Source organism: Akkermansia muciniphila ATCC BAA-835 (genome assembly GCF_000020225.1).
Lineage (GTDB): Bacteria > Verrucomicrobiota > Verrucomicrobiia > Verrucomicrobiales > Akkermansiaceae > Akkermansia > Akkermansia muciniphila.
In genome coordinates this window covers 2,120,708-2,144,628 of sequence record NC_010655.1, presented here as the reverse complement: position 1 = coordinate 2,144,628, position 23,921 = coordinate 2,120,708, and the positions used below count along the sequence as shown (strand labels likewise).

Below are 23,921 nucleotides of genomic sequence, written 5' to 3'. Positions count from 1 at the left end.
GTTACTCCCCTCCCGGCGCAATCACCATGTCCACATGCCTGTCATGGGCTTCCATGGGCAGATCGTCCAGAAGCTGGCAGGGGAAGCAGACTCCCGCCAGCGGCACCCCAGCAGCCGGGCCGGCCAGCAGCGTATCATAAAATCCGCCGCCATACCCCAGCCGCTTGCCGTCCCTGGTAAATGCGGCCCCAGGCAGCACGATCAAATCCATTTCCCCCGCATGCAGTTCCGGGCATCCCGGACCGGGTTCGCGTATGCCCCAGCTGCCCGCCACCAATTCCCCGTGATGGCATACACGGTGAAAACTCAGCCTTCTCCCCTCATGCACCAGCGGGAAGTACCATTCCCGGTCCGGAAGCAGATCCAGCAGGGAAAGCAAATCCACCTCTCCCGGCCTGGCGGCAAAAACAGCCACGCGCCGGAAATTCTTCTCCCGCACCAGAGCCGACACACGGAGGCAGATGGAACGGGACATGGCTTCCCGGGCGGCGGCATCCAATCCGCCCACCCTTTCACGTATCATGCGGCGCACTTCCCGTTTGGCAGCCGCCGGACCGCTTACGGTTCCGGATTGGGATGCTTTTCCTTCCATTCCAACAAACTTTTTAGAAATACGCTTTCCAGGGAGTTGCGCGGATGCCCATCCTCCAGCCAAACGGCACGGCCGTCTTCCTTCACCATCTCCTTCAGCCGTTCCATCAATTCCGGGGAAGCATGTTCCAGAAGTATTTCCTGCTTGTCGGAATCCCGCGTCAGCTCATTCACAGACCCTTCCGCAATGAGCAGCCCTTTAAAAATGACGCCCACCCGGTCGCAAACCTCCTGCACCTGTTCCAGCAGGTGGGAACACAGAAATACGGTCATCCCCCGCCCTTTCAGGTTTTCGATAATGTTCCGGATATCCCTCGACCCCAGAGGATCCACGCCGGCGGTCGGTTCGTCCAGAACCAGCAGGCGGGGGGACTGAACCAGGGCCTGCGCCATGCCGATGCGCTGGAGCATCCCCTTGGAATAGCCGCCCAGCCGCCTGTCCGCCGCATCAGCCAATCCCACCAGCTCCAGCAGTTCCCTGACTTTCTCTTTCAGGGATTTTCCGCTCAGGCCGCACAGCCTGCCGTAAAAGGAAACAGTTTCCGCCCCCGTCAGGAATTTGTAAAAGTAGGGATTTTCCGGAAGAAAGCCCACTTCCTCCTTGCTGTCCGGAGCTAGGCTGGACCTGCCGAAAATGGAACAGGAACCTTCCGTAGGCCTCACCAGCCCCAGCAGGGCCTTCATCAGGGTGGACTTGCCGGAGCCGTTCGGGCCAATGAGGCCATATACCTCCCCTTGCCGGATATTCATGTCTATCCCCCGCACGGCATGCACCACGGGTTTGCCAAGACCTGTTTTAAAGGTCTTGTGCAGGTTGACTATTTCAGCGGCTACAGGCTGGTCCATAAAAAGGTCAATGCTTGATCTGCCCCAGGCGGCGCAGAAGAATCTGGCTCATGTCAATGCCCTTGGAGAACAAATCCACGGGAAAGTTCTCATTGGGGGAATGGATGCGGGCATCCGGAAGGCACATGCCCAGCATCAGGGCATCCGCTCCCAGCACGCGCTTCATCTCTTCAATGATCGGGATGCTGCCCCCTTCCCTTACCAGCACGGGTTTGTGGCCAAAAGCCTCTTCCAGCGCCTGCTGGGCGGCAAGACCGAACTCGGAATTCGGATCGCACACGTAAGCATTCCCGCCATGGCCCCGCCTGAATTCCACCGTGACGCCCTTGGGGGAATGTTTCTTTACATGTTCTTCCAGCAGGGTTGCAATCCTTTCAGGCTGCTGTCCCGGCACCAGGCGGCATGAAATTTTGGCAAAGGCATGGCTGGGGATAATCGTCTTGCTTCCCTCACCCTGGTAACCTCCGCCGATACCGTTGATTTCCAGCGTCGGGCGGGCAAAAATACATTCCGCTCCGGTGAAACCGGCCTCCGTCACCACGGTTTCCACGCCCGTCAGCTGAGCCAGCTCCTCATTGCTCATGCCGGGAACCGTGGCCCACATGCTGCGTTCCCATGTGGCGATAGGTTCCACGCCGTCGTAAAACCCTCTCACGGCCACACGCCCCTCTTCATCGTGGAAGGAGGCGATTATTTCCGCAAGAGCGGCGATGGGATTGGCCACCGCTCCTCCGAATACGCCGGAATGAAGATCCGCGGAAGGGCCTTTGACGATAATTTCCGCCCCGGCCAGGCCGCGCAGCCCGTAGGAAAACGTAGGGGTGTCCGGAGCGGCCATGCCGGTATCGGAAACTACAATAACGTCGCAGGCCAGCTCTTCCCTGTGCTCCTTGATAAACTGGGAAAGACTGCCGCTGCCCACTTCTTCCTCCCCTTCCAGAAGGAAAATCACATTTACGGGGAGGTGGCCTCCGTTCTGGCAGAGCAATTCCTCCACGCCCAGAATATGGGCGAACAGCTGCCCCTTGTTGTCCGTAGCGCCGCGGGCGTAAATCTTCCCGTCCCTCACTTCCGGTTCAAACGGGTCGGATTCCCATAATTCCACAGGATCTACGGGCTGCACGTCGTAATGGCCGTAAATCAGCACGGTGGGCTTTCCTTCCTCCCGCGGGCTGCGGGCCAGCACAATGGGATGGAGGGGCGTTTTACAGGCCTTTGCTTCCAATCCCATGCCGGACAATTTGTCTACCAGCCAGTCCGCGCAATCACTCACGTCCCGGGCGTGTTCCTTCTGTGCGGAAATGCTTGGAAATCTCAACAAGGTGGCTAATTGATCCAGTCTGTTCATGCCTTCATCAGACCATGCCTGGGGCTTCAAATCAACCGGTAAAGTGTGGCATTCCATGCCGGAACGGGCCTTTTTTCAAAAAATGGAGCCCGCACATGGCGCCGGGAACAATATTTGATTGCTCTCGCGTGTGTTTTGTTCCTTTATATAGGATTATGTTCAGCAAATCCAAAGTGAAGAAAGTGGATTTCGTCACCCTGTCCAAATTTTACGGCAAGTACAAGGAAGCCCTTCAACTGGAACTCATCAACAGCCCCGCCGGCCTCAGCCGCCACATCTGCGAACCCGCCCTCAACCGCCCCGGGCTGGCGATCGCCGGCTTCTACTCCTACTTTGCCAACAAACGTATCCAGGTTTTCGGCTCCGCGGAGCTGGCCTATCTTCAAAAACTGCCGGAAGGCATGCGCAAATCTCGCATTCAGCGCATGTTCCGGTGCGAGGTGCCGGGCATCGTCTTCTCCCGTGACAAAATTCCCCCCCGGGAAATCGTGGAGCTGGCGGATGAAGCCGGCGTCTGCGTCTTCCGCACGAGCCTGGTGACCATGAAATTCGTCAACTCAGCCACCATCATTCTGGAAAACGAATTCGCGGAAAGCGTCACCCTGCACGGCTGCATGGTGGACGTGCGCGGAGTGGGCGTCCTCATCCGCGGCAAGAGCGGCGTGGGGAAGAGTGAAACGGCCCTGGGCCTGATTGAACGCGGCGCGGCCCTCGTGGCGGACGACATGGTGTACGTGCGCAACGTGGGCGGAGAACTGGTGGCCAGCGCTCCGGAAATGAGCCGCGGCTTCATGGAGGTACGCGGCCTGGGCATCGTCAACATCACCACCCTTTTCGGCCTGAAATCCATCCGCCACAACAAGCGTCTGGACCTCATCGTCACCCTCATTCCCGCCAAGGACCAGGAAGAGCTGGACAGGCTTGGCCTGGAGCGGGAGGGGCTGGACGTCCTGGGGGAAAAAGTGCTCCATGTTCAGCTTTCCGTGGCTCCCGGCAGGGATATTGCCAGGCTGGTGGAAGTAGCCGCCATGGACTATCATCTCAAGGACATGGGCATCGACATGGCCGGGGAGTTCAACCGCCGCCTCATGTCAAACTTCCAATCCTCCGAAAACTAGGACTGACAAAAAACTCTTGGAAAAAAACTTTAATTAGTGTACTTACCGTTGTAGCAACCGTTATCACCCCTTACTTCAAATTCCATGGTCACCAAGGAACTCACCATCATCAACAAACTCGGCATTCACGCACGCCCGGCTGCTCAATTCGTCAAACTGGCCAGCAAATTTGATGCAGACATTGTCGTGGAGAAGGATGGCGAGGAAGTTGACGGCAAGAGCATTCTGGGTTTGATGATGCTGGCGGTAGGCCACGGCTCCAAGATCACCATCACGGCGGAAGGGAAGGACGAACAGGAAGCGCTGAACGCGCTGGAAGACCTGATTTACCGCAAGTTTGAAGAAGATTGAACACTCCGGCTCACGGCCATATGAGACCGGGCCATTAAGCCCGCAGATGATTCAGGAACCCATTTCAACGGAAGAAACCTGGCTTCAGGGCATTCCCGTTTCCCCCGGCATTGCTCTGGGCAAGATTAAAATTCAGATCAGCGGTTCCAAGGAACCCGTAGCGTACGATATTTCCCCGGAAGAAGTGGATGCCGAGCTGGTGCGCTTCCACCGGGCGCTGCAAACTACTGCGGACCAGATCAGGACGCTGCGGGAACGCATGATCCAGATATCCGGAGAGAAAGATGCCTCCATCTTCGACGCCCACATCCTTCTCCTTCAGGATAAAATTATCCTCCAGCAGGTTCAGACGGAACTGCTCAAGCGCCTCCAGAACGTGGAGCACATCTTTTATGTGGTCATGCAGAACTACATGGAAGTTCTGCGCCGTGTGGACGACCCCTACCTGCGCGCCAAAACGGCGGACATGGAGGATGTCATGCAGCGGGTCATCAACAACCTCCGCAGCACGGAACCTCCTGAAGACGAGGAAGAAACGGAAAAAGACCAGGTTCTGGTGGCCTACGACCTGACCCCTTCCGACACGGCCGCCATGGATGCCAGCCTGATTCACGGCTTTGCCACGGAAATAGGTTCCTCCGTTTCCCACACAGCCATTCTCGCCCGCTCCATGGGCATCCCCGCCGTCGTGGGGCTTGACCAGGCCCTTCTGAAAGTGGAAAGCCACTCCCCCGCCATCCTGGACGGCTACAAGGGCGTGCTCATCCTGAAACCCACGAAAGAAACGGAGGAATACTACCACCGCCTCCAGGTGGAAAAGGAAAAGGCCTACAAGGCGCTGGAAGCGCTGCGCGGCCTGCCCACCATCACCAGGGACGGACGCAACATCCGCCTGTCCGTCAACGTGGAGTTCCCCCATGAATATTCCGGCATCAAGGAGGTGGGAGCGGAAGGGGTAGGCCTGTTCCGCACGGAATTCTTTCTGCTGGGCAACCCATCCGGCATGCCGGATGAAGAAGAACAGACGCGCTACTACAGAAAACTGGCGGAAGGCTGTTCCCCCCACGGCGTTATCTTCCGCACCCTGGACTCAGGCGGTGACAAGCTGCCGTGCGAACAGCTCCGCACTCCGGAACCGAACCCCTTCCTTGGCTGGCGGGGCATCCGCGTCTCCCTCAGCCGCCCGGAGCTGTTCAAACAGCAGCTCCGGGCCATTCTCCGTGCCTGCGCGGACACGCCCGGCTGCGGCATCATGTTCCCCATGGTCTCCGGCTATACGGAAGTGGTCACAGCCAAGCACATCCTCCAGGAATGCCGGGAAGAACTGGAAAGGAAGAACATCCCCTATGCGCGGGACTTGAAAGTGGGCATCATGATTGAAGTGCCCAGCGCCGCCATCATGACGGACGTGCTGGCGCGCGAGGTGGATTTCTTCTCCATAGGCACGAATGACCTCACCCAGTACACTATTGCCGTGGACCGGGTCAACAACCGCGTCGCCAATATGTTCCGCCCCACGCATCCTGCCGTGATACGCATCATGGACATGACGATCACCGCCGGAGAACGGGAAAACATTCCCACGGCCATCTGTGGGGAAATGGCGGGGGACATCACCCTGCTTCCCCTGCTGATCGGCCTGGGGGCCACCTCCATGTCCGTGGGGGTCCACCTTGTCCCCATCATCCGGTATGCCATCCGCAATCTGGACTACGGCCAGTGCCGGGACATGGCGCAAAAGGCGCTCCAGGCCCCCAACAGCAGGTCTATCGTGGACTTGAGCACGGCCCTGGCCCGAAAATCCTATCCGGCCCTGTTTGAATAAGGCTCTTTCATCCCGGTACACGCCGCACCGGAAAAACGGGGCGTTCCCGAACAAACTGCCGCGGGAATACGAATCCTTGACAGAAACGTCCGTCTCATGCGTTATTATAATAAGTACTGGTTTTCTTAGTAATGAACATTTCCCGTATTGCAGCCTTTCTCATCCCGTTCCTGCTGGGAAGCGCCTGCTCTGCTTCCGCAGCTTCCGTAAAAGCATCCCGCGCGGCAGAACCGAAACGCCCCAACATCATCCTCTTTCTGGTGGACGACATGGGCTGGCAGGATACATCCCTGCCCTTTTGGCGGGAAGAGGACGGCACTCCCAAACCTACTTTCCTGAACAAGCGCTACCGCACGCCCAACATGGAGGCTCTGGGCAAGCAGGGCATGGTCTTCACGAACGCCTACGCGCAGCCTATCTGTTCCCCCAGCCGATGCAGCCTCATGTCCGGCATGAACTCCGCCCGCCACCGCGTCACGAACTGGACGCTCCTGCGTGACCAAACCACGGACGCAGGCCATCAAGCGCTCAAGGCTCCCGCAGACTGGAGCGTCAACGGCATCCAGCCGGCAGGAACCAGGGCATCCGGAACCACCCATCTTCCCCTGACGGAAGAAAAAATCCAGTACAGGATGGAAAAACCCTTCACCCAGGTGCTTGGGCTGCCCGCCCTGCTCAAAAAACAGGGGTATACCACCATCCACTGCGGAAAAGCCCATTTCGGCTCCAAAAATACGCCCGGAGCCAATCCCAGGCTCTTCGGCTTTGACTACAATATCGCCGGCACGGAAATAGGCGGCCCGGCGGACTACCGGGGTTCCCGGAAATACGGCACGGGGAATTTCCATGTCCGCGGACTGGATGAAAATAATTACTATGAAAACGACACATTCCTGACGGAAGCCCTGACGCAGGAGGCACTGAAACGCCTGGACGCCATCCGGAAAAACCCCAGGGAGGCGGACAAGCCTTTCTACCTGTACATGTCCCACTACGCCATCCATGCCCCCTTCGACATGCGCGGTTATGACAAGAGGTTTGCGGAAGAGTACTCCAACCCCAATGACGGCCACAAATGGTCCGACAACGAAAAACGCTATTCCGCCCTGATCCAGGGGATGGACAAGAGCCTGGGCGACATCCGGGAATACCTGAAAAAAAACAATCTGGATAAAAATACCGTCATCATCTTCATGGCGGACAACGGGGGCCTTGCCATCAGCGGGCGCATGGGCAACAAGGAATCCAATTACCCGCTTAGCTTCGGCAAGGGTTCCAACCGGGAAGGCGGCATCCGGGAACCGATGATCGTCTACTGGCCCGGGGTCACGAAGGCGGAAAGCGTCTGCACTACTCCCGTCATCATTGAAGACTTTTTCCCCACCATTCTGGAAATAGCAGGAGCAAAAAAAATTCAGGCGCCTCAGGTTGTGGACGGCAAAAGCTTTGTTGCCCTGCTGAAAGGCGGCAGCATGAATCCCAACCGCTCCCTGCTCTTCCACACGCCCAACGTATGGGGGGAAGGGAACGGAAACAACTCCCTTTATTCCCCCAGCACGGCCATGCGCCAGGGGGACTGGAAGCTTATCTACTGGCACCCTGACCAGAAGTTCGAACTCTTCAACCTCAAGGAGGACATCAGCGAAGAGCACAACCTGGCGGAACAGCAGCCGGAACGCGTTAAGGTCATGGCCAGGACCATGACCACCCTGCTCAAGGAGCGCAAGGCCCAAATGCCCACCTACAAGAAGAATAATCCCGCCGGAGCCCGTGAAGGCGCTCCCGTACCGTGGCCGGACCAGGCGGCGGCCAGGCTGTAAGTAAAGGCATCTCCATCCCTCCCTGGAAAGCCGCATTATTCCCTTTTCTTTTAAGAAAACAGGGAGTATGGTGCGGCTTTCCCGTTTTTATTCCCTTTCAAAAACCATGAACAACCTCCTTTCCATCGAACAGCTTACCGGAGACGAAATCCGGGACCTGCTCGCCCTGGGCCACCGGCTTAAGGCGGAACGCGGCCATCACGAACGCCTTCCCCTGAAGGGGCAGACCTGGGCGCTCATCTTTTCCAAATCCTCCACCCGCACCCGCGTTTCCTTTGAAGTGGGCATCAGTGAACTGGGGGGCCGTCCCATGTTCCTTTCCGTCCATGACATCCAGCTCGGGCGTGGAGAGCCCATCAAGGATACGGCCCGCGTGCTGGGACGTATGATCCACGGCGCCGCCATCCGGACTTACGGACAGCAGGAGGTGGAGGAATTCGCCAGCTTTTCCGGCATTCCCACCATCAATGCCCTGACGGACGAGGAGCACCCCTGCCAGATCCTGGCGGACCTGCTTACCATTGAGGAAATCTACGGCCCCGGTTCCTGGAAGGATATGAAAATCGCCTTCGTGGGGGACGGGGACAACAACATGTCCCGCTCTTGGATGTGGGCGGCCAAGAGGCTGGGCTTTACGCTCGCCATCGGAGCCCCTACCAATTACCTTCCCCTGGAAGACTTCCGCAGGCATCTGGACTGCGAGAACGTCATCTTCACCACGGACCCCGTGGAAGCCGTCAAGGGAGCTTCCGTCATCAACACGGATGTCTGGCTTTCCATGGGCCAGGAATCGGAAGGACTGTCCAAGGAAAAACACTTCTACCCCTACCAGGTGAACAGGGAGCTGCTGGAACATGCCGCCTCCGGCCACTCCGTTTTCCACTGCCTGCCCGCCTACCGCGGCAAGGAAATCACGGAAGACGTGCTGGAACATTTTGCTCCCGTTATCTTCCGGGAAGCGGAAAACAGGGTGCATGCCCAGAAAGCCGTGCTCGCCACGCTTGCAGACGCCCGCCGGGGATAACCCGCCCGGCCCATCCTACCCAATCTCCGAGCCATGAACTACGAAGAACGCCTGCAAGACCTGCTGGATGAACTGGATTTGTTCCAGGACTGGACGGAACGCTACGAATACATCATCAGCCTGGGTAAAAAATTGCCCAGGCTGGATGAAGCTTACAAAACGGAGAACTCCCTCATCAAGGGATGCCAATCCCGCGTATGGCTTCACACGGAACCGGACAACGGCGTACTGAAACTGTACGCAGACAGCGATTCCCTCATCACCAAGGGCCTCATTGCCGTCTTCATCCGGCTGCTTTCCGGCCTGCCTCCGGAAGAAATTCTGAAGGCGGACATGTCCAAGCTGGACAAAACCGGCCTGAAGGACCACCTGGCGCCCACCAGGGCGAACGCCCTCAACTCCATGGCGGCCCAGATCAAGCAGGCCGCCATGAAAATGGCGGAACACCATTGATTTTTTCCAGAGCAATGACTCACGGCCTTTTCCCGCATCTTCTCCTGCTCTCCGCATTCTGCGGCGCAAGCCTCTCATGCAGCAGTTCTTCCCGGGACATCACCATCCGCAGCATTCCTTCTGGAGCCAGCCTGCGAGTAAACGGAGACTACGCCGGCCAGGCACCCGTCACGCTCTCCCTGAACAGGCACAAGCCCGTGCATGTTGCGGCGGATAAACCGGGCTTCCTTTCCACGGAAAAAACGTTTTATCCGGAAATGACCACGCAAGGTGCCATTTTGTGGGGCCGCAACAACGAGAAGTCCAAAGACTTTAAAACAGACATCCTGACCATCCGCCTGAAAAAGGCGGACTCAGGAGCGCCCCCCTTGCGGGAACTTCCCGCGCAGTGGTAACAGCCTGCCGTCCGGACACTTTCCGGGAGTAACAGCGCATATCCATCCCGCGTTCCGTACGCAGCCCCGCACTACGCTCCCTTTCACGAACGGATAAGTAAACCGTCCGTTTTTGGAATTGCACGCTAATCCTCCCGCCCCGGGTGGCGGGCCATGACGGCGGAACCTACCCTCTTCAGGACCAGGGCCGTACGCGGCAGCAGGTACAGGGAAAGATTCCCCTCCCCATCCGTAAAATGCGGCATGGAAACATCCTGCCTCCCGAAACCGCCGAAACGGGCGTTGTCCGTATCCAGCACTACCCGCCATTCCCCCTTCTGGGGAACGGGCAGCATGTAATCCATGATAGCCCTGTCTCCGGACCAGTTGAACACAAACAACAGACCGCCGCGGTGGAATGCCATGACATGGTTGGTCTCGTCAATATTAAGCGGGAAAGGCGGCGGATTATTCAGCAGGCGGGCTTCCTGCGCCAGGCGGACCATCGCCTGGTCAAAGGCATTCAGGAACTTGAACCTGAGGGAAGGATTGTCCACCAGGGACCACTGGCGGCGGCAGTATTCGTAAGACCAGCCGTTGCCTTCGCGCGGAAAATCAATCCATTCCGGATGCCCGAATTCGTTGCCCATGAAATTCAGCCAGCCTTCCCCCCCGGTAGCCAACGTCACCAGGCGGATCATCTTGTGCAGCGCCATGCCGCGGTCAATAATGAGGCTCTGCTGGTCCACGGCCATTTTCCAGTACATTTCCGCATCCATCAGGCGGAACGCCAGAGTCTTGTCCCCCACCAGGGCCTGGTCATGGCTCTCGCAATAGGCCACATGCGGCTCGCCGTAGCGCCTGTTGGTCAGCGTGTGCCACATATCGCCCATGCTCCATTCCTCATCCTTTTTCTCCTTGAGCAGCTTAATCCAGTAATCGGGAATGCCCATGGCCAGACGGTGGGAAAAACCAATCCCCCCTTCGTCCACCGGGCGGCACAATCCCGGCATGCCGGACATGTCCTCAGCAATCGCTATGGCGCCCGGCTTCACCCGCTGAATCAGCGTGGCGGCCAGCTGCAGATAAGCCACGGCATCCAGATCCACGGAAGAGCCGAAGTAGGCGCCCAAATCCCCGAACGGCTCATGCCCGCGGTGGAAATACAGCATAGATGTCACGCCGTCAAAACGGAAGCCGTCAAAACGGAACTCTTCCAGCCACCAGCGGACATTGGACAGGAGGAATTCAATCACCTCGTCCCGGCCATAATCAAAACAACAGGAATCCCAGTCCGGATGGCGGCCGCGCTCCCCGGGCAGGAAATACATGCCTCCGGAACCGTCAAAATTGTTCAGCCCTTCCGCCTCGTTCTTCACGGCGTGGGAATGCACCACGTCCAGCAGCACGGCGATGCCCAGGCCGTGCGCCTGGTCTATCAGGTACTTCAGGTCCTCCGGCTCGCCGAAACGGGAGGAAGGGGCGAAAAAGGAAGAAACGTGGTAGCCGAAGGAACCGTAATAGGGGTGCTCCTGGATCGCCATCAGCTGGACGGTATTGTAACCCAGCCTGGCGATCCGGGGGAGAACCTCGTCCGCAAACTCGCGGTACGTATGCACGCGCCCTTCTTCCCCGCCCATGCCTACATGCGCTTCATACACGAACGGAACTTCCACCCGGGAGGGATCAAAACCGTTATTCCGCCATTCATAGGGGTGTTCCGGCATCCAGATCTCCCCGGCAAAATCATAAGTGGTCGGATCCTGGACGGTCCTGGTAATCCATGCGGGAATGCGATCTCTGCCCGTGCCGTCCGCACCGACCACGTGCACCTTCACCTTCTGCCCGTGGGCCAGCGCATCAGGCGGCAGCGTAATTTCCCACACGCCGCGCTCATTCCGCTCCAGCGGGTGGCTCTCCCGGTTCCAGCCGTTAAAATCCCCAATCAGGGACACCCTGCGGGCGGCGGGAGCCCATTCCCGGTATGTCCACGCCCCCGTCTCCGCGTCTCTGTTGAAACCGTAATAGCGGTATCCGCGCGCGTATTCCTCCAGAGAGCCGGCGCGCTGATTGATCCTCTTCATTTTCAGGTCAAACAGACGCTGGCGGTCGCGTATCTGGCGGGAATACGGCTGGAGCCATCCGTCCGCCATCACCAAGCCGGGTATCGGGGGTCTTCTCATTATCTGATGATACCCCTCCTCAATCAGCAGGGTCAAGGAAGAAAGAAGGGCTTCTCCCTGCGGGGGAAGAAAAGGGCGCGGCCCTTTAATCGCGCCCGGGAAGGCGCCCCGTATCACGCATGTACATCATCCTGGCCAGAACCTCCTTGGAAATGTGGTTCAAATCAAAATGCACAGGGGGAGAATCCGGCAGCACTCCCCAGTCCCCGTACTGGCCGTACAACACCATTTCAGGAATCCTGGGGGCCGGGAAATCCCTCCCCTCAAACCGAACGCGGGAAAGCGGAAACAGCCATTCATGGCGGAAGGAATGGCGGCACGGGCCGGCAAAAGGAATCTCAAATCCCAGGAAAATGTTTCCTCCATCCGCCGGCCGCCGTCCTCCCATCACCACCCGGTCCCGGATCGCCATCTTTTCCTCATAAGAACACCGCGTCCGGTAGCGGCAGGAGGAATCTGCCTCATAATCAAGCATTCCGGATGCCTTGTAACCGCGCAGCAGCCACTCCCTTTCTTCAGGAGCATCCGGAGACCACGCGGCAGGGGCCGTGTCATACGGGAAAATGTCCACATTGCACAACGTGCCCGGCAACCCTATCTGGATGAACGGATCCATACTGACGGAGAAACCGCGCGAACCGAAAAGCCCGGCGGCGTTCGCCCTCAACCTTTCATAATCTTCACGCAGCATGGAAATATCCAGGTCGTCATCCCAGGGGATAAAGCCCCGGTGCCGCACCGCGCCCAGCAGCGTCCCGAAATCAAGCCAGTACGGATAACCGCCCTCCTCAAGAATTCCGGCCACTTCATTCAAAAAACAGGTCATGGCCTGCTGCACAATCCTCAGCACTCCGGACGCCTGGGGCATCTCCTCGGCCCGAACGGTAGCTTTTACCAGTTTGCCCAATTGGGAGGCTTCACCTTCCCGGCCCACCTTGAACCGTCCGCATGGAATACCGAAAAAACGGATGAAACGCTTTTTCCTATCCGTGCAGGAAGAAAGCACTTTCAGGCCGCAGCACCGGACTTCCGTCACCCACCAATGCTTTCCCCTTACTAATTTTCCAGTCCTTCCGGCGGTAATGAATGATGGCAGCTTCATCGCAGATAAATTGGGTCAAAAACACGCAGGATATGATTCATTTTTCCAGGAAAGCACATCCGGCAGAATCAGAACCTTATCCCCCACTTTTTACAAGTCAATGAAAAACAAATTATCCTTTTCGGAGAAAACACCCGTTCCATGATATTAACGCTGCTTTTTCCAAAATGCAGACAGACCTTATCCTTCCCTTTCCACGGTATTGGCAACAAGCGGATTGAGCATCCGTTAAACGTTTCTCCCATTCTGTCCAAAGTTAAATCAATGAAAAATAAAAGGATTGCGATGAAACATAAAAGGCGGTTTTTTCTTTTCGCCCGGGTAATATCCCATTAACATATTCTTACAGAAATTTTTACTTTGACGGCGGATGCTCAATCCGTTAAACATAGTTCCCGGTTCTTTCTCAGGTTCTGAAGACAAATTAGAATACTTATGCAGGCGATCATTTTAGCGGCCGGAATGGGAAAAAGACTGGGAGCGCTCACCCGGAACAATACCAAGTGCATGATCCAGGTCAACGGAGTGACGCTGATAGAACGCATGATGAGACAATTGGACCGCCTTTCCCCGTCTCTGGAAAAAATCGTGATTGTTACGGGTTATGAGGGGGAAAAACTCAAAACCTTCCTTTCCCAGCTGGACATTTCCACCCCTGTGGAATATGTGGACAATCCCCTGTACGCCAGCACCAACAATATTTATTCCCTGTACCTGGCCAAGGAACACCTGCTTCAGGACGATACGCTGCTCTTTGAATCCGACCTGATTTTTGAAGACTCCGTTATTGATGCCCTGCTCCGCCATCCCTACCCCAGCCTTGCTCTCGTCGCCAAATTTGAAAGCTGGATGGACGGCACGGTCGTCACTCTGGATGAAGACGACAACATCAGGCAATTCATTCCCGGCAGCAAATTCTCCTACAAGAAAAAGACGGAATATTTTAAAACAGTCAATATTTACAAATTCAGCAGGGAATTCTCCCGGACCCATTACGTCCCCTTTCTTACAGCCTACAGCAAAGCCCTGGGCAATAATGAATATTACGAACAGGTGCTGCGGGTCATCGCCCTGCTGGACAAGCCGGAAATCAAGGCGCTGCGCCTCGGCGGCGAAGCATGGTATGAAATAGACGACATCCAGGATCTGGACATCGCAGCCTCCATATTCACCCCGGACAGGGAAGAACACCTGCGCCTGATGGAATCCCGGTACGGAGGCTACTGGCGCTATCCCCGCATCAGGGATTTCTGTTACCTGGTCAATCCCTATTTCCCCAACAAACGCCTCATGTCCGAACTCAAGGCGAATTTTGAACGCCTAGTGAGGGAATACCCGTCCGGAATGAGAGTCAACAGCCTGCTGGCGGCAAAATACTTCGGCATCAGCCAGGAATACATCTGCATCGGCAACGGCGCGGCGGAACTCATTAAGGCGCTCATGTCCCGCCTGGAAGGGAAAATGGGGGTCATCTACCCTACCTTTGAAGAATACCCCAACCGGGTGAAACCGGATATGGTGGTTCCCTTCCATACCGCTTCCCGGAATTTCACTTATACGGCGGACGACCTGATGGAATTCTTTTCCGGGAAAGACATCGGTACCCTGCTCCTCGTCAATCCGGGAAACCCTTCCGGATTCTTCCTGCCGAAAGGCGATGTGCTACGCCTCTGCCTGTGGACAAAAACCCGCGGCATCCGCCTGATCGTGGATGAATCCTTTGTAGACTTCTCCTGCGGAATGCCGGACAATACGCTGCTGAAAGACGGCATCCTGGAAGAATATCCCCACCTGGCCGTGGTAAAAAGCATTTCCAAATCCTACGGCGTTCCGGGCCTCCGCCTGGGTGTTCTGGCCTCCGCAGACAGGGAATTGGCGGCATGGATAAAAAAAGACGTTTCCATCTGGAACATCAATTCCATCGCGGAATTCTACATGCAAATCTTCGGGAAATACGAGCAATCCTACGTGCGCGCGTGCAACCGTTTCATGAAGGAACGGGACCGCTTCATGCAGAAACTCTCCCGCGTGCCTTTCCTGAACGTTTTCCCCTCCCAGGCAAACTATTTCATGTGCGAGGTCAAGCCCCCCATGAAAGCCCGCTCCCTGACCGGCCTTCTGCTGAAAAACCACTCCATCCTTGTTAAGGACTGTAGCCGGAAAAAAGGATTTGAAGGCAGAGAATTCATCCGTATCGCCGTCAGAGACGCAACCGACAATGATGCCCTGGTCCGGGCCATGCATGCAGAAACCGGCTCGGAACCGTCTTCTACTTGTCCCACTAACGGAGAATCCCCTTTTTCATCCTGTTCCACTTCAGCCTCCTGATGAATACAATTTCCACTCCTGTCATAGGCATTTGCGGCGGCGGCAACCTGGCCCATGCCATGGCGGGATGGCTGGGTACACGCGGCCTACATGTCAATATCCTAACCCGAAACCCTAATCAATGGGGAAAAAGTCTCTCCGCTATCTTTCCAAACGGTACTACGCACCATGCTCCCCTAGGGCATATCAGCAACCATCCGGAAACATTGAAAGACTGCAACCTTGTGCTGGTGGCGGTTCCCCGCTTTGGCATTCGGGAGGTATGCCACCGCATTAAACCCTATCTGCATCGAGAACAGGGGCTCGTTATTGTACCCGGTACTCCGGAGGTCATGGAGATGGCAGAAGATCCCTCTTGGACTTCCACCGTCAGCCTGATGGGAATATACAAGGTTCCCCTGATTTGTCGGACGCAGGAATATGGACATTCCGTCTCCATTCTCGGAAGCCGCCCTCTTAACAGGATATGGGTAGCCCCAGGAAATAATGCCGAACATTGGTCCGCCATGTTGGAAACCTTATTTGACACTCCTCTGACTCATCTTTCTTCTCCCTGGCCCTTTCTGTTGACCAACTCCAACCCCCTTCTCCACCCTTCCCGCTGCATGAGTCTGTTTCGCCACTACAGGGAAGGAACGTTTTATGACAAGCAGTTTCTTTTTTATGAAGAATGGACGGAGGAGGCCAGTGAGTTGTACATCCAGGCAGATAGAGAACTTCTGACCCTCTGTTCCTGTTGTCCCGGCATGGAAATCGGAAAGGACATCATTCCCGTCCTAGATTATTATGAATCCAGAAATGCCGTAGAGTTGACTAAAAAGATTCAATCTATTCCGGCATTCCATGGGGTTAAAGCTCCCATGACCCGCCGGAAACAAGGATGGATTCCCGATTTTTCTTCCCGTTACTTTACGGAAGATGTTCCTCTGGGCACCAAACCCATTTGCTATCTGGCGGAGCAATTAAACATTCCGGTTCCTACACTCCAGTCCTTTGTGGAATGGAACACCTCCATACTGAACAGATTCTCCCCATTTCGGAAGAAATAATAGGATGGCTTCCATTCATGCGAAACAAAACGGTTCCAAGAAAAAGTTCCGTCGGCACTACCCCAGAATTCCACAGGTGTAAGAAGGCCTCTTCTTTCTAACTGATCTCTTCCACGCAATACCCTCTCCTGAAACGGGAGGCAACATCAGCCATGAACACGGAATCCTCACGGGTCAAAAGACGGTTGCCGTGCTGGCAGCCATGAATCAGGCGCAAAAACGCGCCAAGTTCATAACGCAGCCCATCCCCTTCAAAATTGGCAAAATATTTCCTGTTGAGCCGGGCATCCTCAAACCGCACTTCAAACATCTCCGTCTTCCACCAAGGCGCCGGCACATAAATATACCCCTCCGTTCCGGTAATGCACAAGTCCCCTTCCTGCTTGGCTCCTATGGCTGCCGTGGCGGTGGCTACTGCATTGGAATAAAGAAATTCCGCGCGCGTGAACACGTCCACGCCCGTATGAGGCTTTCTGCAAGTAACAAAACGAATCCTGCGGGGCTCGGTTCCCAGAAGCTTCCCAATGACAAAGGCGGGATAGGAACCCAGTTCCGTCCAGGCGCCTCCGGCCTGCATGGGGTCATACTCCCTGGCAGCCTCATCCTCTATCAGCTTGGTAAACGTGGCGTCCACCGCCTTGATGGAACCAATAATGCCGCTCCCCGCCAAACTGGTCAGTTGCTGGAAAGCCGGACAAAACGCAGTTTTAAGGGCTTCCAGCAAAACGACTCCTTTCTCTTCGGCCAGCCGGAACAGCTCTTCCGCCTCCTCCCGGGCAAGGGCAAGAGGCTTCTCGCACAATACATGCTTCCCCCGCAACAGGGCCCTCCTGGCCATTTCATAATGGAGATGATGGGGGACGGCAATATAAACGGCATGAACCCGGTCCAGAAACTGTTCGTATTCCGTATAATATTCCAGCAGAGCGTGGAACTCTGCAAAACGGCGGACTTTCTCCTCATTCCTTCCGAAAACGGCTGTTATTTCAATATTGCTGACATATTTGGACTCCCGGAGAAAACGGCCCGCTATGCGCCCGTGACCTGCAATTCCCATATATACAATGGGATTCCGGGCGGAACGGAGGTCTGTTGAAGAAACGCCCTTGGTGCGTTCCAGGTAAACCACCTCACAATAATCGCGAAGATAGTCAAATTTCCCCGACCAGTCGGAGCCAATCACAAAAACATCCGCCCCGTACTTCCGTATGTCATGAATCTTCTGCCCTTCTAGTTCTTCCTTAATAATGAGATCCGCCAGACCGGTTTTCCGCACATTTTCCATGCGTTCCTCCAGGCTCTCCATGACATTCAGCTTGCCGCGGCTCTGGTCGTAACTGTCCGTAGTCACGCCGACGATGAGCCGGTCCCCCAGTTTCCGGGCTCTCTTCAGCAGATTCACGTGCCCCGTGTGCAGCAAATCAAAGGTTCCGTAAGTAATAACCGTTTTCATGGCATGAGCGCATCAATCCGCTTTCCGTAAACGTCAATGAAACGGTTGACCGCCGCCTCAAAGGGAACCTTCTCCACCATGGCCTTCACGGAAGGATGCTTGAACTGGATGCGTTCCGGATAAGACAGATAGTCGCCGTAAAAAAATTGCAGGTACTGGCGGGCATGGTTGGGCACGGAAAATATTATCCCCTCAAATTCTGCGGAGCCAAGGGGAAAGAACGTTTCATAGGAAAGGTGCGTGTTTTTTGTAAACGTAATGGCAGGAGAAAGAAAAATCCCGGGGGCTTCATCTTCCCCGGCAGCATCCCTTCCTTCCAGAATATCCTGGCGGATTTTCTCCTGAACCTGCCCATCGGTCAGGTTCATCCTGGAACCTACCAGCACCACGTCTTTCTTAAATCCGCTCAAAAGCCTGTCCAGCTTTTCATGCTGTTCCGGAGATGAAAGACTCTCTGCATAAAAATGATAGGGATACACATCAAGGTTGAGGGGGGTGCCCTCATATCCTATTTGCAGAAAGGCGTGCCTGTTCCAGGTAAATCCTTCCTCACGGGGGAAAAGAACGGGAAGCAGTTCCAGCAGGCGGTCGAACTCCGGCCTCATCATGCTCACATCCAGATCATCATCCCACGGAATAAAGCCCCTGTGCCTTACCGCCCCCAGCAAAGTGCCGTAATCCAGCCAGTACCGCAGTCCGTTTTCCCGGCATTTGCGCGCAAAAAGGGCCAGCAAAACCGTATTGCCGTCCTGAAGGAGCCTCAACTTCCCCGTCGCCGGGGGAACTGAGGAAATAGGGTGGTTATAAATAAGCAAATTGCGAATATCCTCCAGCTTCGCTTCAAGAGACCGGTCTTTCCTTCTCCTGCATTTCTTCGCAATCCGTCCGGCGATTTCCCGCAAACGGTAGGGAAGATTGCAAAGCACCATATATTTTATATGGCTTATTTTACTCATATCCTGTTAGTTGAAAAATTAATCCGGTTCCAAGGAAACGGCAAAGCATGATTATTAAATGCGGAAGAATCGTAGCACATACATTGATCTATACAATGCTTAATTACCCCGTGCTCAGCAGAAAGAACCACTATGGCATCGCGCCTCCCCTGAAGAATATTTCCCAGCGCAAAATAAGGAAAAAGACTTATTCCTCCGTCACGCGCGGTTCTTTAAAGCAATGAAAAAATTCCGGATGGCCATCCCTTCACGGAAAGCCGCATTAAAACATAACCTTGTCCCGTGCGGAGCGGCCATAGGCCGTATCGGGATATTTATCCGCAGCTTCCTCCCAATACTTCCGGGCCCTGTCCGGGTTATTGAGCTGGGACTCGTAAATGGCTCCTATCTTGTACAGGAACAGAGCCCGGTCCTCCTTGCGCCACCCTCCGTATTCCAGTCCTTTCTGAAGGACGTTGACGGAATCCGCGTACCGGCGCATATCGTTCAGCAGGCTGGATTCCATGAGCCAGGAACGCACCAGCCCCGGATTCTCCTTCCGGTAGCGTTCCAGCAATTCCAGAGCGCCCTGGGGATCCCCGGAATTCAGCATGCGCCTGGAAGCCTCCACCAGCACTTCCTCATCCGTAGTAATATTGGAGGAATACAGCGTCTTGGTCACCAGCTCCCCCATGACGGGCAGCAGATGCCTGATGACGAGCCACACTTCAAAGGCAATCACCGGAACCAGCACCAGCAGGGATTGCAGAGGGGAAAGGGGAATGGCCTGCGCCAGGAACATAAACAGGCCCAGCGGAAGCAGCACCAGCAGCAGCCGTATAAACATGCGCCGGGCCAGCAGAAAAATCATTTTCAACATGGCAGGGGATTCAAGAGAAGCCGGGGAGGGGGCATGCGCCCCCGGAAAGGGGGAACGCTTCCGCGGCCCTTCCCGGTGAAAGGGCCGCGGAGCAGCCGCTTAAAAACGGTAAACGGCTTCCACGCCCACACGGATGCGGAAGTCCTCAATCGCGTTCATGCCGGCGTAGCGGCGGATTTCGGAACGGGTGTTTCCCGCCCAGTCAAGCTGGATGAAAGGAATAATCCGGAACCCGCGGCTGGAGTCCACACCCGTTACGCGCACGGGAGCCGCCAGTTTGATGTTAACCTGGTCAAACCCGGCTGCGCCGGGCCCCCAGTAACTGGAGGAATAACCTGTTCCGGCGCTCAGCTCCAAATCCACCTTTTCATGAATCAGGCCGCTCCATCGCTTGCCCGCGTTCAGGTCAATACGCCAGCCGGTCATGCCGTAAAAGCCGTACTGCACATCCAGGGAGCCAAAATAGCCGTGGCCCGGATCGTCATACGCCAGCCCCGCCGTGACGGACTGGGCGAGGGAATGGGGAGCCTTCCCCATGCGCTTGCTCAAATACCCCGGGAGGCCGCCGTAATTCAACTCATACCCGCCCCGGAAGGAAAGATTGGGGAACAGCTCTTTGACAGCCTTCCAGCTGGCGTCAAAGGCGTCCTTGTCGCTCAGCAGCCCGTCGCAGAAAGCCATGTATTCCGCGCCGATTTCCTGCTTCCAGTCTCTGGCCAGGTTGAGGTTCAGCTCGCCGCCGATGTTAAACACGCCGCTGCGGTTCAGCAGGGAGGAAGCCACCACGTCTTTATAGGCATACCGGGAATCATAGCCGATATGGGCCGCTCCGCTGATGGTATTGTTATAGGAACTCGCGGGCCGGGGGTCATAACCGTATCCGTCATAGGCGACGGCGGAAACCGCGGCCAGGGCGGAAGCCGCCAGGAACAGGGCTGTTGCTTTCATAGTAAGCTTATCTTAACCATTTCCCGCCCGCCAACGCAAGAAGAATCCCGGCACGGCGCGGAGAAATGGACAGAGACCCTCCGGGAAAAATACCATGAAAAAAAGACAGGGTCTTTCTTGAAAAAAAACCCCTTTTTCCCTATGATGGAGAGGTAATGGACTGGAACGCTGAATGGTACGAAAACAAACACGGTTTTGTCGCGGAATACGGCAGGGAACTGCTCTCCTGCGTACCGGAAAATCCAGACCAGTCCATTCTGGACCTGGGCTGCGGAACCGGTACGCTGACGCACGCTCTGCTGGAGAAATCGGCGTCCGTCACCGGCCTGGACTCCTCTCCGGAAATGATAGCAAAAGCCCGCCAGCTCTATCCCGGCATGGACTTCCGCGTGCTGGACGCCCGCCTCATGCCCTGGCGCAACAGATTTGACATCGTTTTCTCCAATGCGGCCCTCCATTGGATACCGGACCATGGGACTCTCTTAAATGCCGTTTCCCGCGTCCTGAAACCGCAGGGGAAACTGGTCTGCGAATTCGGAGCCCACCTCAATATTCTCCGCATCAGGGAAGCTTTTCGGACAGCCCTGGAACGCAGGAACCTCCCGTACACAACGCGTTTTTACTTTCCCGCCGCGGAAGAATACGGCAGCGTTCTGGAACAAGCCGGGCTCCGCCCGGAAACAATGAAGGAATTTGACCGCCCTACGCCGCTGAAAGGCGGTCCTGACGGCCTGCGCAACTGGGCGTGTCAATTCTTCCGGGAAGACTTGAACAACCTCCGCGAAGAACAGCGCATCCAGATTTTCAAGGAAATGGAGGATTCCCTGAAAGATGAGTTATGGGACGGTTCCCAATGGGTGGCGGACTACCGGCGGATCCGGGTGACGGCAGCCAGATAACCCGGAGCAGTCCCCGCAAGAAAGAGAAAACGCGCGGGCATTCCGGATACGCTGATAATGCTTGAGCCTCCTCCGGGCATTTTGTACAAAAGCCGCCAATGAGTACGTTCACTCCTTTTGCGGAAAAGATGGAGTCCGCCGGCGTTTCAGCCGCGGCCGTCAACGCTTTCTCCCGTTGTTATGAAGCCCTTGTTTCCAACCACTCCGGCATGATTCCGGAAACGGACATCCTGCCCGCCGACCAGGTGGAAGACTGGCAGGACATCACGGCCTCCACCCCCGCGGCGGACAAGGACCTGATTTCCCGTTGCGTATGCATCAAGCTCAACGGCGGCCTCGGCACGAGCATGGGCCTCCAGAAAGCGAAAAGCCTGCTGAAAGTAAAAGGAGAGGATACGTTCCTGGATTTGATCGTCAGGCAGGTGAAGCATCTGCGCTCCATCTCCGGCACGCCTGTGCGCCTTCTGCTGATGAACTCTTTCTCCACCAGCGCGGACACGCTGGCCTACCTGGAAAAATACGCGGCGGACGGCTTTGCGGACCGCGCCGAAGTGGAGCTGCTGCAAAACCGCGTTCCCAAAATCCTGGCGGACGGCCTCTCCCCGGCCAGCTGCCCGGAACAGCCGGAGCTGGAATGGTGCCCGCCAGGCCATGGGGACCTGTATCCGGCCCTGCTGGGGTCCGGCTGGCTGGACCGCCTGCTGGAGGATGGCGTTAAATACGCTTTTGTCTCCAATTCCGACAATCTGGGCGCCCAGCTTGACATGAACTTCCTCCGCTGGTTTGCGGAAAGCGGCGCCCCCTTCGTCATGGAAGTCACCCGCCGCACGGTGGCGGACAGGAAAGGCGGCCACCTGGCTGTCAGGAAATCGGACGGCCAGTTGATTCTGCGGGAAGTGGCCCAGTGCCCGGATGAGGACATTCCTGAATTCCAGAACATTTCCAGGCACCGCTATTTCAACACCAATACGCTCTGGATACGCCTGGACGCCCTCAAGGAAATTCTGGACGCCAACGGCGGCGTACTCCCGCTGCCCATGATCCGTAATAAAAAGACGCTCAACCCCCGCGATCCGGAATCCGCCCCGGTGTACCAGCTGGAAACGGCCATGGGCGCGGGCATCGAATGCTTCCCCGGCGCCAGGGCCGTCAACGTCCCGCGTTCCCGTTTCTTCCCCGTCAAAACCACTTCCGACCTGTTCCTGCTCCGTTCGGACGCCATCGCCGTGGATGAACACGGCAACGTGGCCCTGGCGCCGGAACGGCAGGGCAACACCCCGGTGGTGGACCTGGATTCCAAACTGTACAAGCTGGTGGATTCCCTGGACGGGCTGGGCCTGCCCTCCCTGATAGGCATGGACAAGCTGACCCTGCGCGGCCGCTTCCACTTCCAGGACGGAGCCGTTCTCCGGGGCACCTTGCTGATGGAAAACGACTCCGACGAAACGAAGGAAATCCTCCCGGGCGTCTATGCCGGAGCCTGAACGCCATCTTCCCGCTTCCGCGCCCCGTCCGGTTCAGGCCGGTCTGGGCGTGGAGGACATCCGGCACATTCCCGTCCGGAAACGGGAGTTGCGCTTCACCCGGAACCGGTCAGGCGCCATACTGACGGCGGCGGGGTTCCTTCTGGCAGCCACTGCCGCTTTCCTCCAGCTCACGGGATATGATACAATTACCCCGTATTTGCCCGCCCCCCTGTGGGCCATGCAGGCCGCGGCGCTTGTTCCCGCCGCCCTCTGCCTGGCTGCGGGGAGCCGCTGCCTGAAACACGCGGCCGTCATCGTCACCCCGGTGGGAGTGGAAATCCTGCCGTTCCTGAGAACGCAGCGCACCATGCAATGGTTCTTCTGGCAGCAGATTCGCTCCGCGGACCGGGAAGGCGGACGGCTGAACCTCCGCCTGACTGACGGATCAACCGTTGCCGTCAGCCTTCGCCCCATGACGGCCGCCAGCCGGGACATGCTGGCCCATGCTGTCCGGCAGCGCGTTAACACCTTGCAATCCTCCGGCTATGGTCAGGCCTGAAAAACTGGCAGCTCTCCGGGAACGGATGGAGGCCCTGGGCATCCGTGAACAGGATCTGGAGGAAAGCTTTGTCCGCGGAAGCGGGCGAGGCGGCCAGAAAGTAAATAAAACCAACAACTGCGTTTACCTCAGGCACACGCCCACGGGCATCGCCGTCAAATGCCATGCGGACAGATCCAGGGAACTCAACCGCTTTCTGGCGCGCAGGGAACTGTGCGATGCTGTGGAACAAATGCAAACGGGCCGATGCGCCGCAAGAACCCGCGTCATCCAGCGCATGAGAAAGCAGAAAGACAGAAGGAGGCGGAGGCGTTCCGCCCCTGCCCCCTCTCCACCGGACAGCGAATAACAGAACGGAAATCCGGAATC

At 56.6% G+C, this 23,921-nt stretch carries 23 protein-coding genes; 14 read left to right on the top strand and 9 right to left on the bottom strand.

Annotation, left to right across the window (positions count from 1 at the left end; genetic code table 11):
• Position 1: 1 nt before the first annotated feature.
• From AMUC_RS09400 to AMUC_RS09390, 3 genes are read right to left on the bottom strand one after another with little or no spacing between them, the layout of a single operon-like run.
• Positions 2–592: a 5-formyltetrahydrofolate cyclo-ligase gene (locus AMUC_RS09400; RefSeq protein ID WP_012420793.1), complete on the bottom strand. Its 591-nt coding sequence runs from the start codon at positions 590–592 to the stop codon at positions 2–4.
• The gene (locus AMUC_RS09395) at positions 559–1,437 is read right to left on the bottom strand and encodes an ABC transporter ATP-binding protein (protein WP_012420792.1); all 879 of its coding nucleotides are present in this window, start codon (positions 1,435–1,437) and stop codon (positions 559–561) included. The genes AMUC_RS09400 and AMUC_RS09395 overlap by 34 nt, the downstream gene beginning before the upstream one ends.
• A gap of 7 nt (positions 1,438–1,444) precedes the next feature.
• Entirely contained in the window at positions 1,445–2,785 is a 1,341-nt protein-coding gene (locus AMUC_RS09390) for a dipeptidase (protein ID WP_042449168.1), read from the bottom strand.
• Positions 2,786–2,940: 155 nt separating this feature from the next.
• On the opposite strand from AMUC_RS09390, the gene hprK reads away from it, so the two are divergent.
• The 7 genes from hprK to AMUC_RS09355 all read left to right on the top strand — a co-directional run bounded on the left by hprK (position 2,941) and on the right by AMUC_RS09355 (position 9,771).
• Positions 2,941–3,903 carry an HPr(Ser) kinase/phosphatase gene (gene hprK, locus AMUC_RS09385; protein ID WP_012420790.1) on the top strand — a complete coding sequence of 321 codons (963 nt, stop codon included), beginning with the start codon at positions 2,941–2,943 and terminating at the stop codon, positions 3,901–3,903.
• Between the two features lie 84 nt (positions 3,904–3,987).
• A complete protein-coding gene (locus AMUC_RS09380) occupies positions 3,988–4,254 on the top strand; it encodes an HPr family phosphocarrier protein (RefSeq protein ID WP_012420789.1) in 267 nt (88 codons plus the stop codon).
• Positions 4,255–4,300: 46 nt separating this feature from the next.
• The gene (ptsP, locus tag AMUC_RS09375; RefSeq protein ID WP_012420788.1) at positions 4,301–6,079 is read left to right on the top strand and encodes a phosphoenolpyruvate--protein phosphotransferase; all 1,779 of its coding nucleotides are present in this window, start codon (positions 4,301–4,303) and stop codon (positions 6,077–6,079) included.
• 131 nt (positions 6,080–6,210) lie between these two features.
• Entirely contained in the window at positions 6,211–7,899 is a 1,689-nt protein-coding gene (locus AMUC_RS09370) for a sulfatase (protein WP_012420787.1), read from the top strand.
• A gap of 106 nt (positions 7,900–8,005) precedes the next feature.
• Positions 8,006–8,923 carry an ornithine carbamoyltransferase gene (argF, locus tag AMUC_RS09365; RefSeq protein WP_012420786.1) on the top strand — a complete coding sequence of 306 codons (918 nt, stop codon included), beginning with the start codon at positions 8,006–8,008 and terminating at the stop codon, positions 8,921–8,923.
• Positions 8,924–8,956: 33 nt separating this feature from the next.
• A complete protein-coding gene (locus tag AMUC_RS09360) occupies positions 8,957–9,376 on the top strand; it encodes a SufE family protein (protein ID WP_012420785.1) in 420 nt (139 codons plus the stop codon).
• Positions 9,377–9,390: 14 nt separating this feature from the next.
• On the top strand, positions 9,391–9,771 hold the full coding sequence (locus AMUC_RS09355) for a PEGA domain-containing protein (protein WP_012420784.1): 381 nt from the start codon (positions 9,391–9,393) through the stop codon (positions 9,769–9,771).
• Positions 9,772–9,896: 125 nt separating this feature from the next.
• Here the strand turns inward: AMUC_RS09355 and AMUC_RS09350 are convergent, their stop codons facing one another.
• Positions 9,897–11,933 (bottom strand): alpha amylase C-terminal domain-containing protein, encoded by a 2,037-nt coding sequence (locus AMUC_RS09350; RefSeq protein ID WP_012420783.1) that lies wholly within the window; start codon positions 11,931–11,933, stop codon positions 9,897–9,899.
• Positions 11,934–12,018: 85 nt separating this feature from the next.
• Positions 12,019–13,035 (bottom strand): LicD family protein, encoded by a 1,017-nt coding sequence (locus AMUC_RS13045; protein WP_012420782.1) that lies wholly within the window; start codon positions 13,033–13,035, stop codon positions 12,019–12,021.
• A 435-nt stretch (positions 13,036–13,470) separates the two neighbouring features.
• Here AMUC_RS13045 and AMUC_RS09335 point away from each other — a divergent pair, with 435 nt between their 5' ends.
• Together AMUC_RS09335 and AMUC_RS12120 are read left to right on the top strand one after the other, a co-directional pair.
• Complete coding sequence (locus AMUC_RS09335) at positions 13,471–15,363, top strand: aminotransferase class I/II-fold pyridoxal phosphate-dependent enzyme (protein WP_012420781.1); 1,893 nt, start codon at positions 13,471–13,473, stop codon at positions 15,361–15,363.
• Positions 15,363–16,412: an NAD/NADP octopine/nopaline dehydrogenase family protein gene (locus AMUC_RS12120; protein WP_012420780.1), complete on the top strand. Its 1,050-nt coding sequence runs from the start codon at positions 15,363–15,365 to the stop codon at positions 16,410–16,412. The genes AMUC_RS09335 and AMUC_RS12120 overlap by 1 nt, the downstream gene beginning before the upstream one ends.
• Before the next feature lie 97 nt (positions 16,413–16,509).
• On the opposite strand, the gene AMUC_RS09325 is transcribed toward AMUC_RS12120, so the two are convergent.
• Together AMUC_RS09325 and AMUC_RS09320 are read right to left on the bottom strand one after the other, a co-directional pair.
• Positions 16,510–17,865: a Gfo/Idh/MocA family oxidoreductase gene (locus tag AMUC_RS09325; RefSeq protein ID WP_012420779.1), complete on the bottom strand. Its 1,356-nt coding sequence runs from the start codon at positions 17,863–17,865 to the stop codon at positions 16,510–16,512.
• Positions 17,862–18,794 (bottom strand): LicD family protein, encoded by a 933-nt coding sequence (locus AMUC_RS09320; protein ID WP_042448273.1) that lies wholly within the window; start codon positions 18,792–18,794, stop codon positions 17,862–17,864. Before AMUC_RS09320 ends, AMUC_RS09325 begins: the two co-directional genes overlap by 4 nt.
• 122 nt (positions 18,795–18,916) lie before the next feature.
• Between AMUC_RS09320 and AMUC_RS13040 the strand changes: the two genes are divergently transcribed.
• Entirely contained in the window at positions 18,917–19,045 is a 129-nt protein-coding gene (locus AMUC_RS13040) for a hypothetical protein (protein ID WP_256943609.1), read from the top strand.
• Between the two features lie 38 nt (positions 19,046–19,083).
• Here AMUC_RS13040 and AMUC_RS09315 read toward each other — a convergent pair whose 3' ends face one another.
• Both AMUC_RS09315 and AMUC_RS09310 read right to left on the bottom strand, forming a co-directional pair.
• A complete protein-coding gene (locus AMUC_RS09315) occupies positions 19,084–19,680 on the bottom strand; it encodes a tetratricopeptide repeat protein (RefSeq protein WP_012420776.1) in 597 nt (198 codons plus the stop codon).
• Positions 19,681–19,779: 99 nt separating this feature from the next.
• Positions 19,780–20,628: a hypothetical protein gene (locus AMUC_RS09310; protein WP_012420775.1), complete on the bottom strand. Its 849-nt coding sequence runs from the start codon at positions 20,626–20,628 to the stop codon at positions 19,780–19,782.
• A gap of 155 nt (positions 20,629–20,783) precedes the next feature.
• Here AMUC_RS09310 and AMUC_RS09305 point away from each other — a divergent pair, with 155 nt between their 5' ends.
• From AMUC_RS09305 to AMUC_RS09290, 4 genes are all read left to right on the top strand, one after another.
• On the top strand, positions 20,784–21,527 hold the full coding sequence (locus AMUC_RS09305) for a methyltransferase domain-containing protein (protein WP_012420774.1): 744 nt from the start codon (positions 20,784–20,786) through the stop codon (positions 21,525–21,527).
• Positions 21,528–21,625: 98 nt separating this feature from the next.
• Entirely contained in the window at positions 21,626–23,011 is a 1,386-nt protein-coding gene (locus tag AMUC_RS09300) for a UTP--glucose-1-phosphate uridylyltransferase (RefSeq protein WP_012420773.1), read from the top strand.
• Positions 22,998–23,552 (top strand): hypothetical protein, encoded by a 555-nt coding sequence (locus AMUC_RS09295; protein WP_012420772.1) that lies wholly within the window; start codon positions 22,998–23,000, stop codon positions 23,550–23,552. The genes AMUC_RS09300 and AMUC_RS09295 overlap by 14 nt, the downstream gene beginning before the upstream one ends.
• Complete coding sequence (locus tag AMUC_RS09290; protein ID WP_012420771.1) at positions 23,539–23,901, top strand: peptide chain release factor family protein; 363 nt, start codon at positions 23,539–23,541, stop codon at positions 23,899–23,901. The genes AMUC_RS09295 and AMUC_RS09290 overlap by 14 nt, the downstream gene beginning before the upstream one ends.
• The last annotated feature ends 20 nt before the right edge of the window (positions 23,902–23,921 follow it).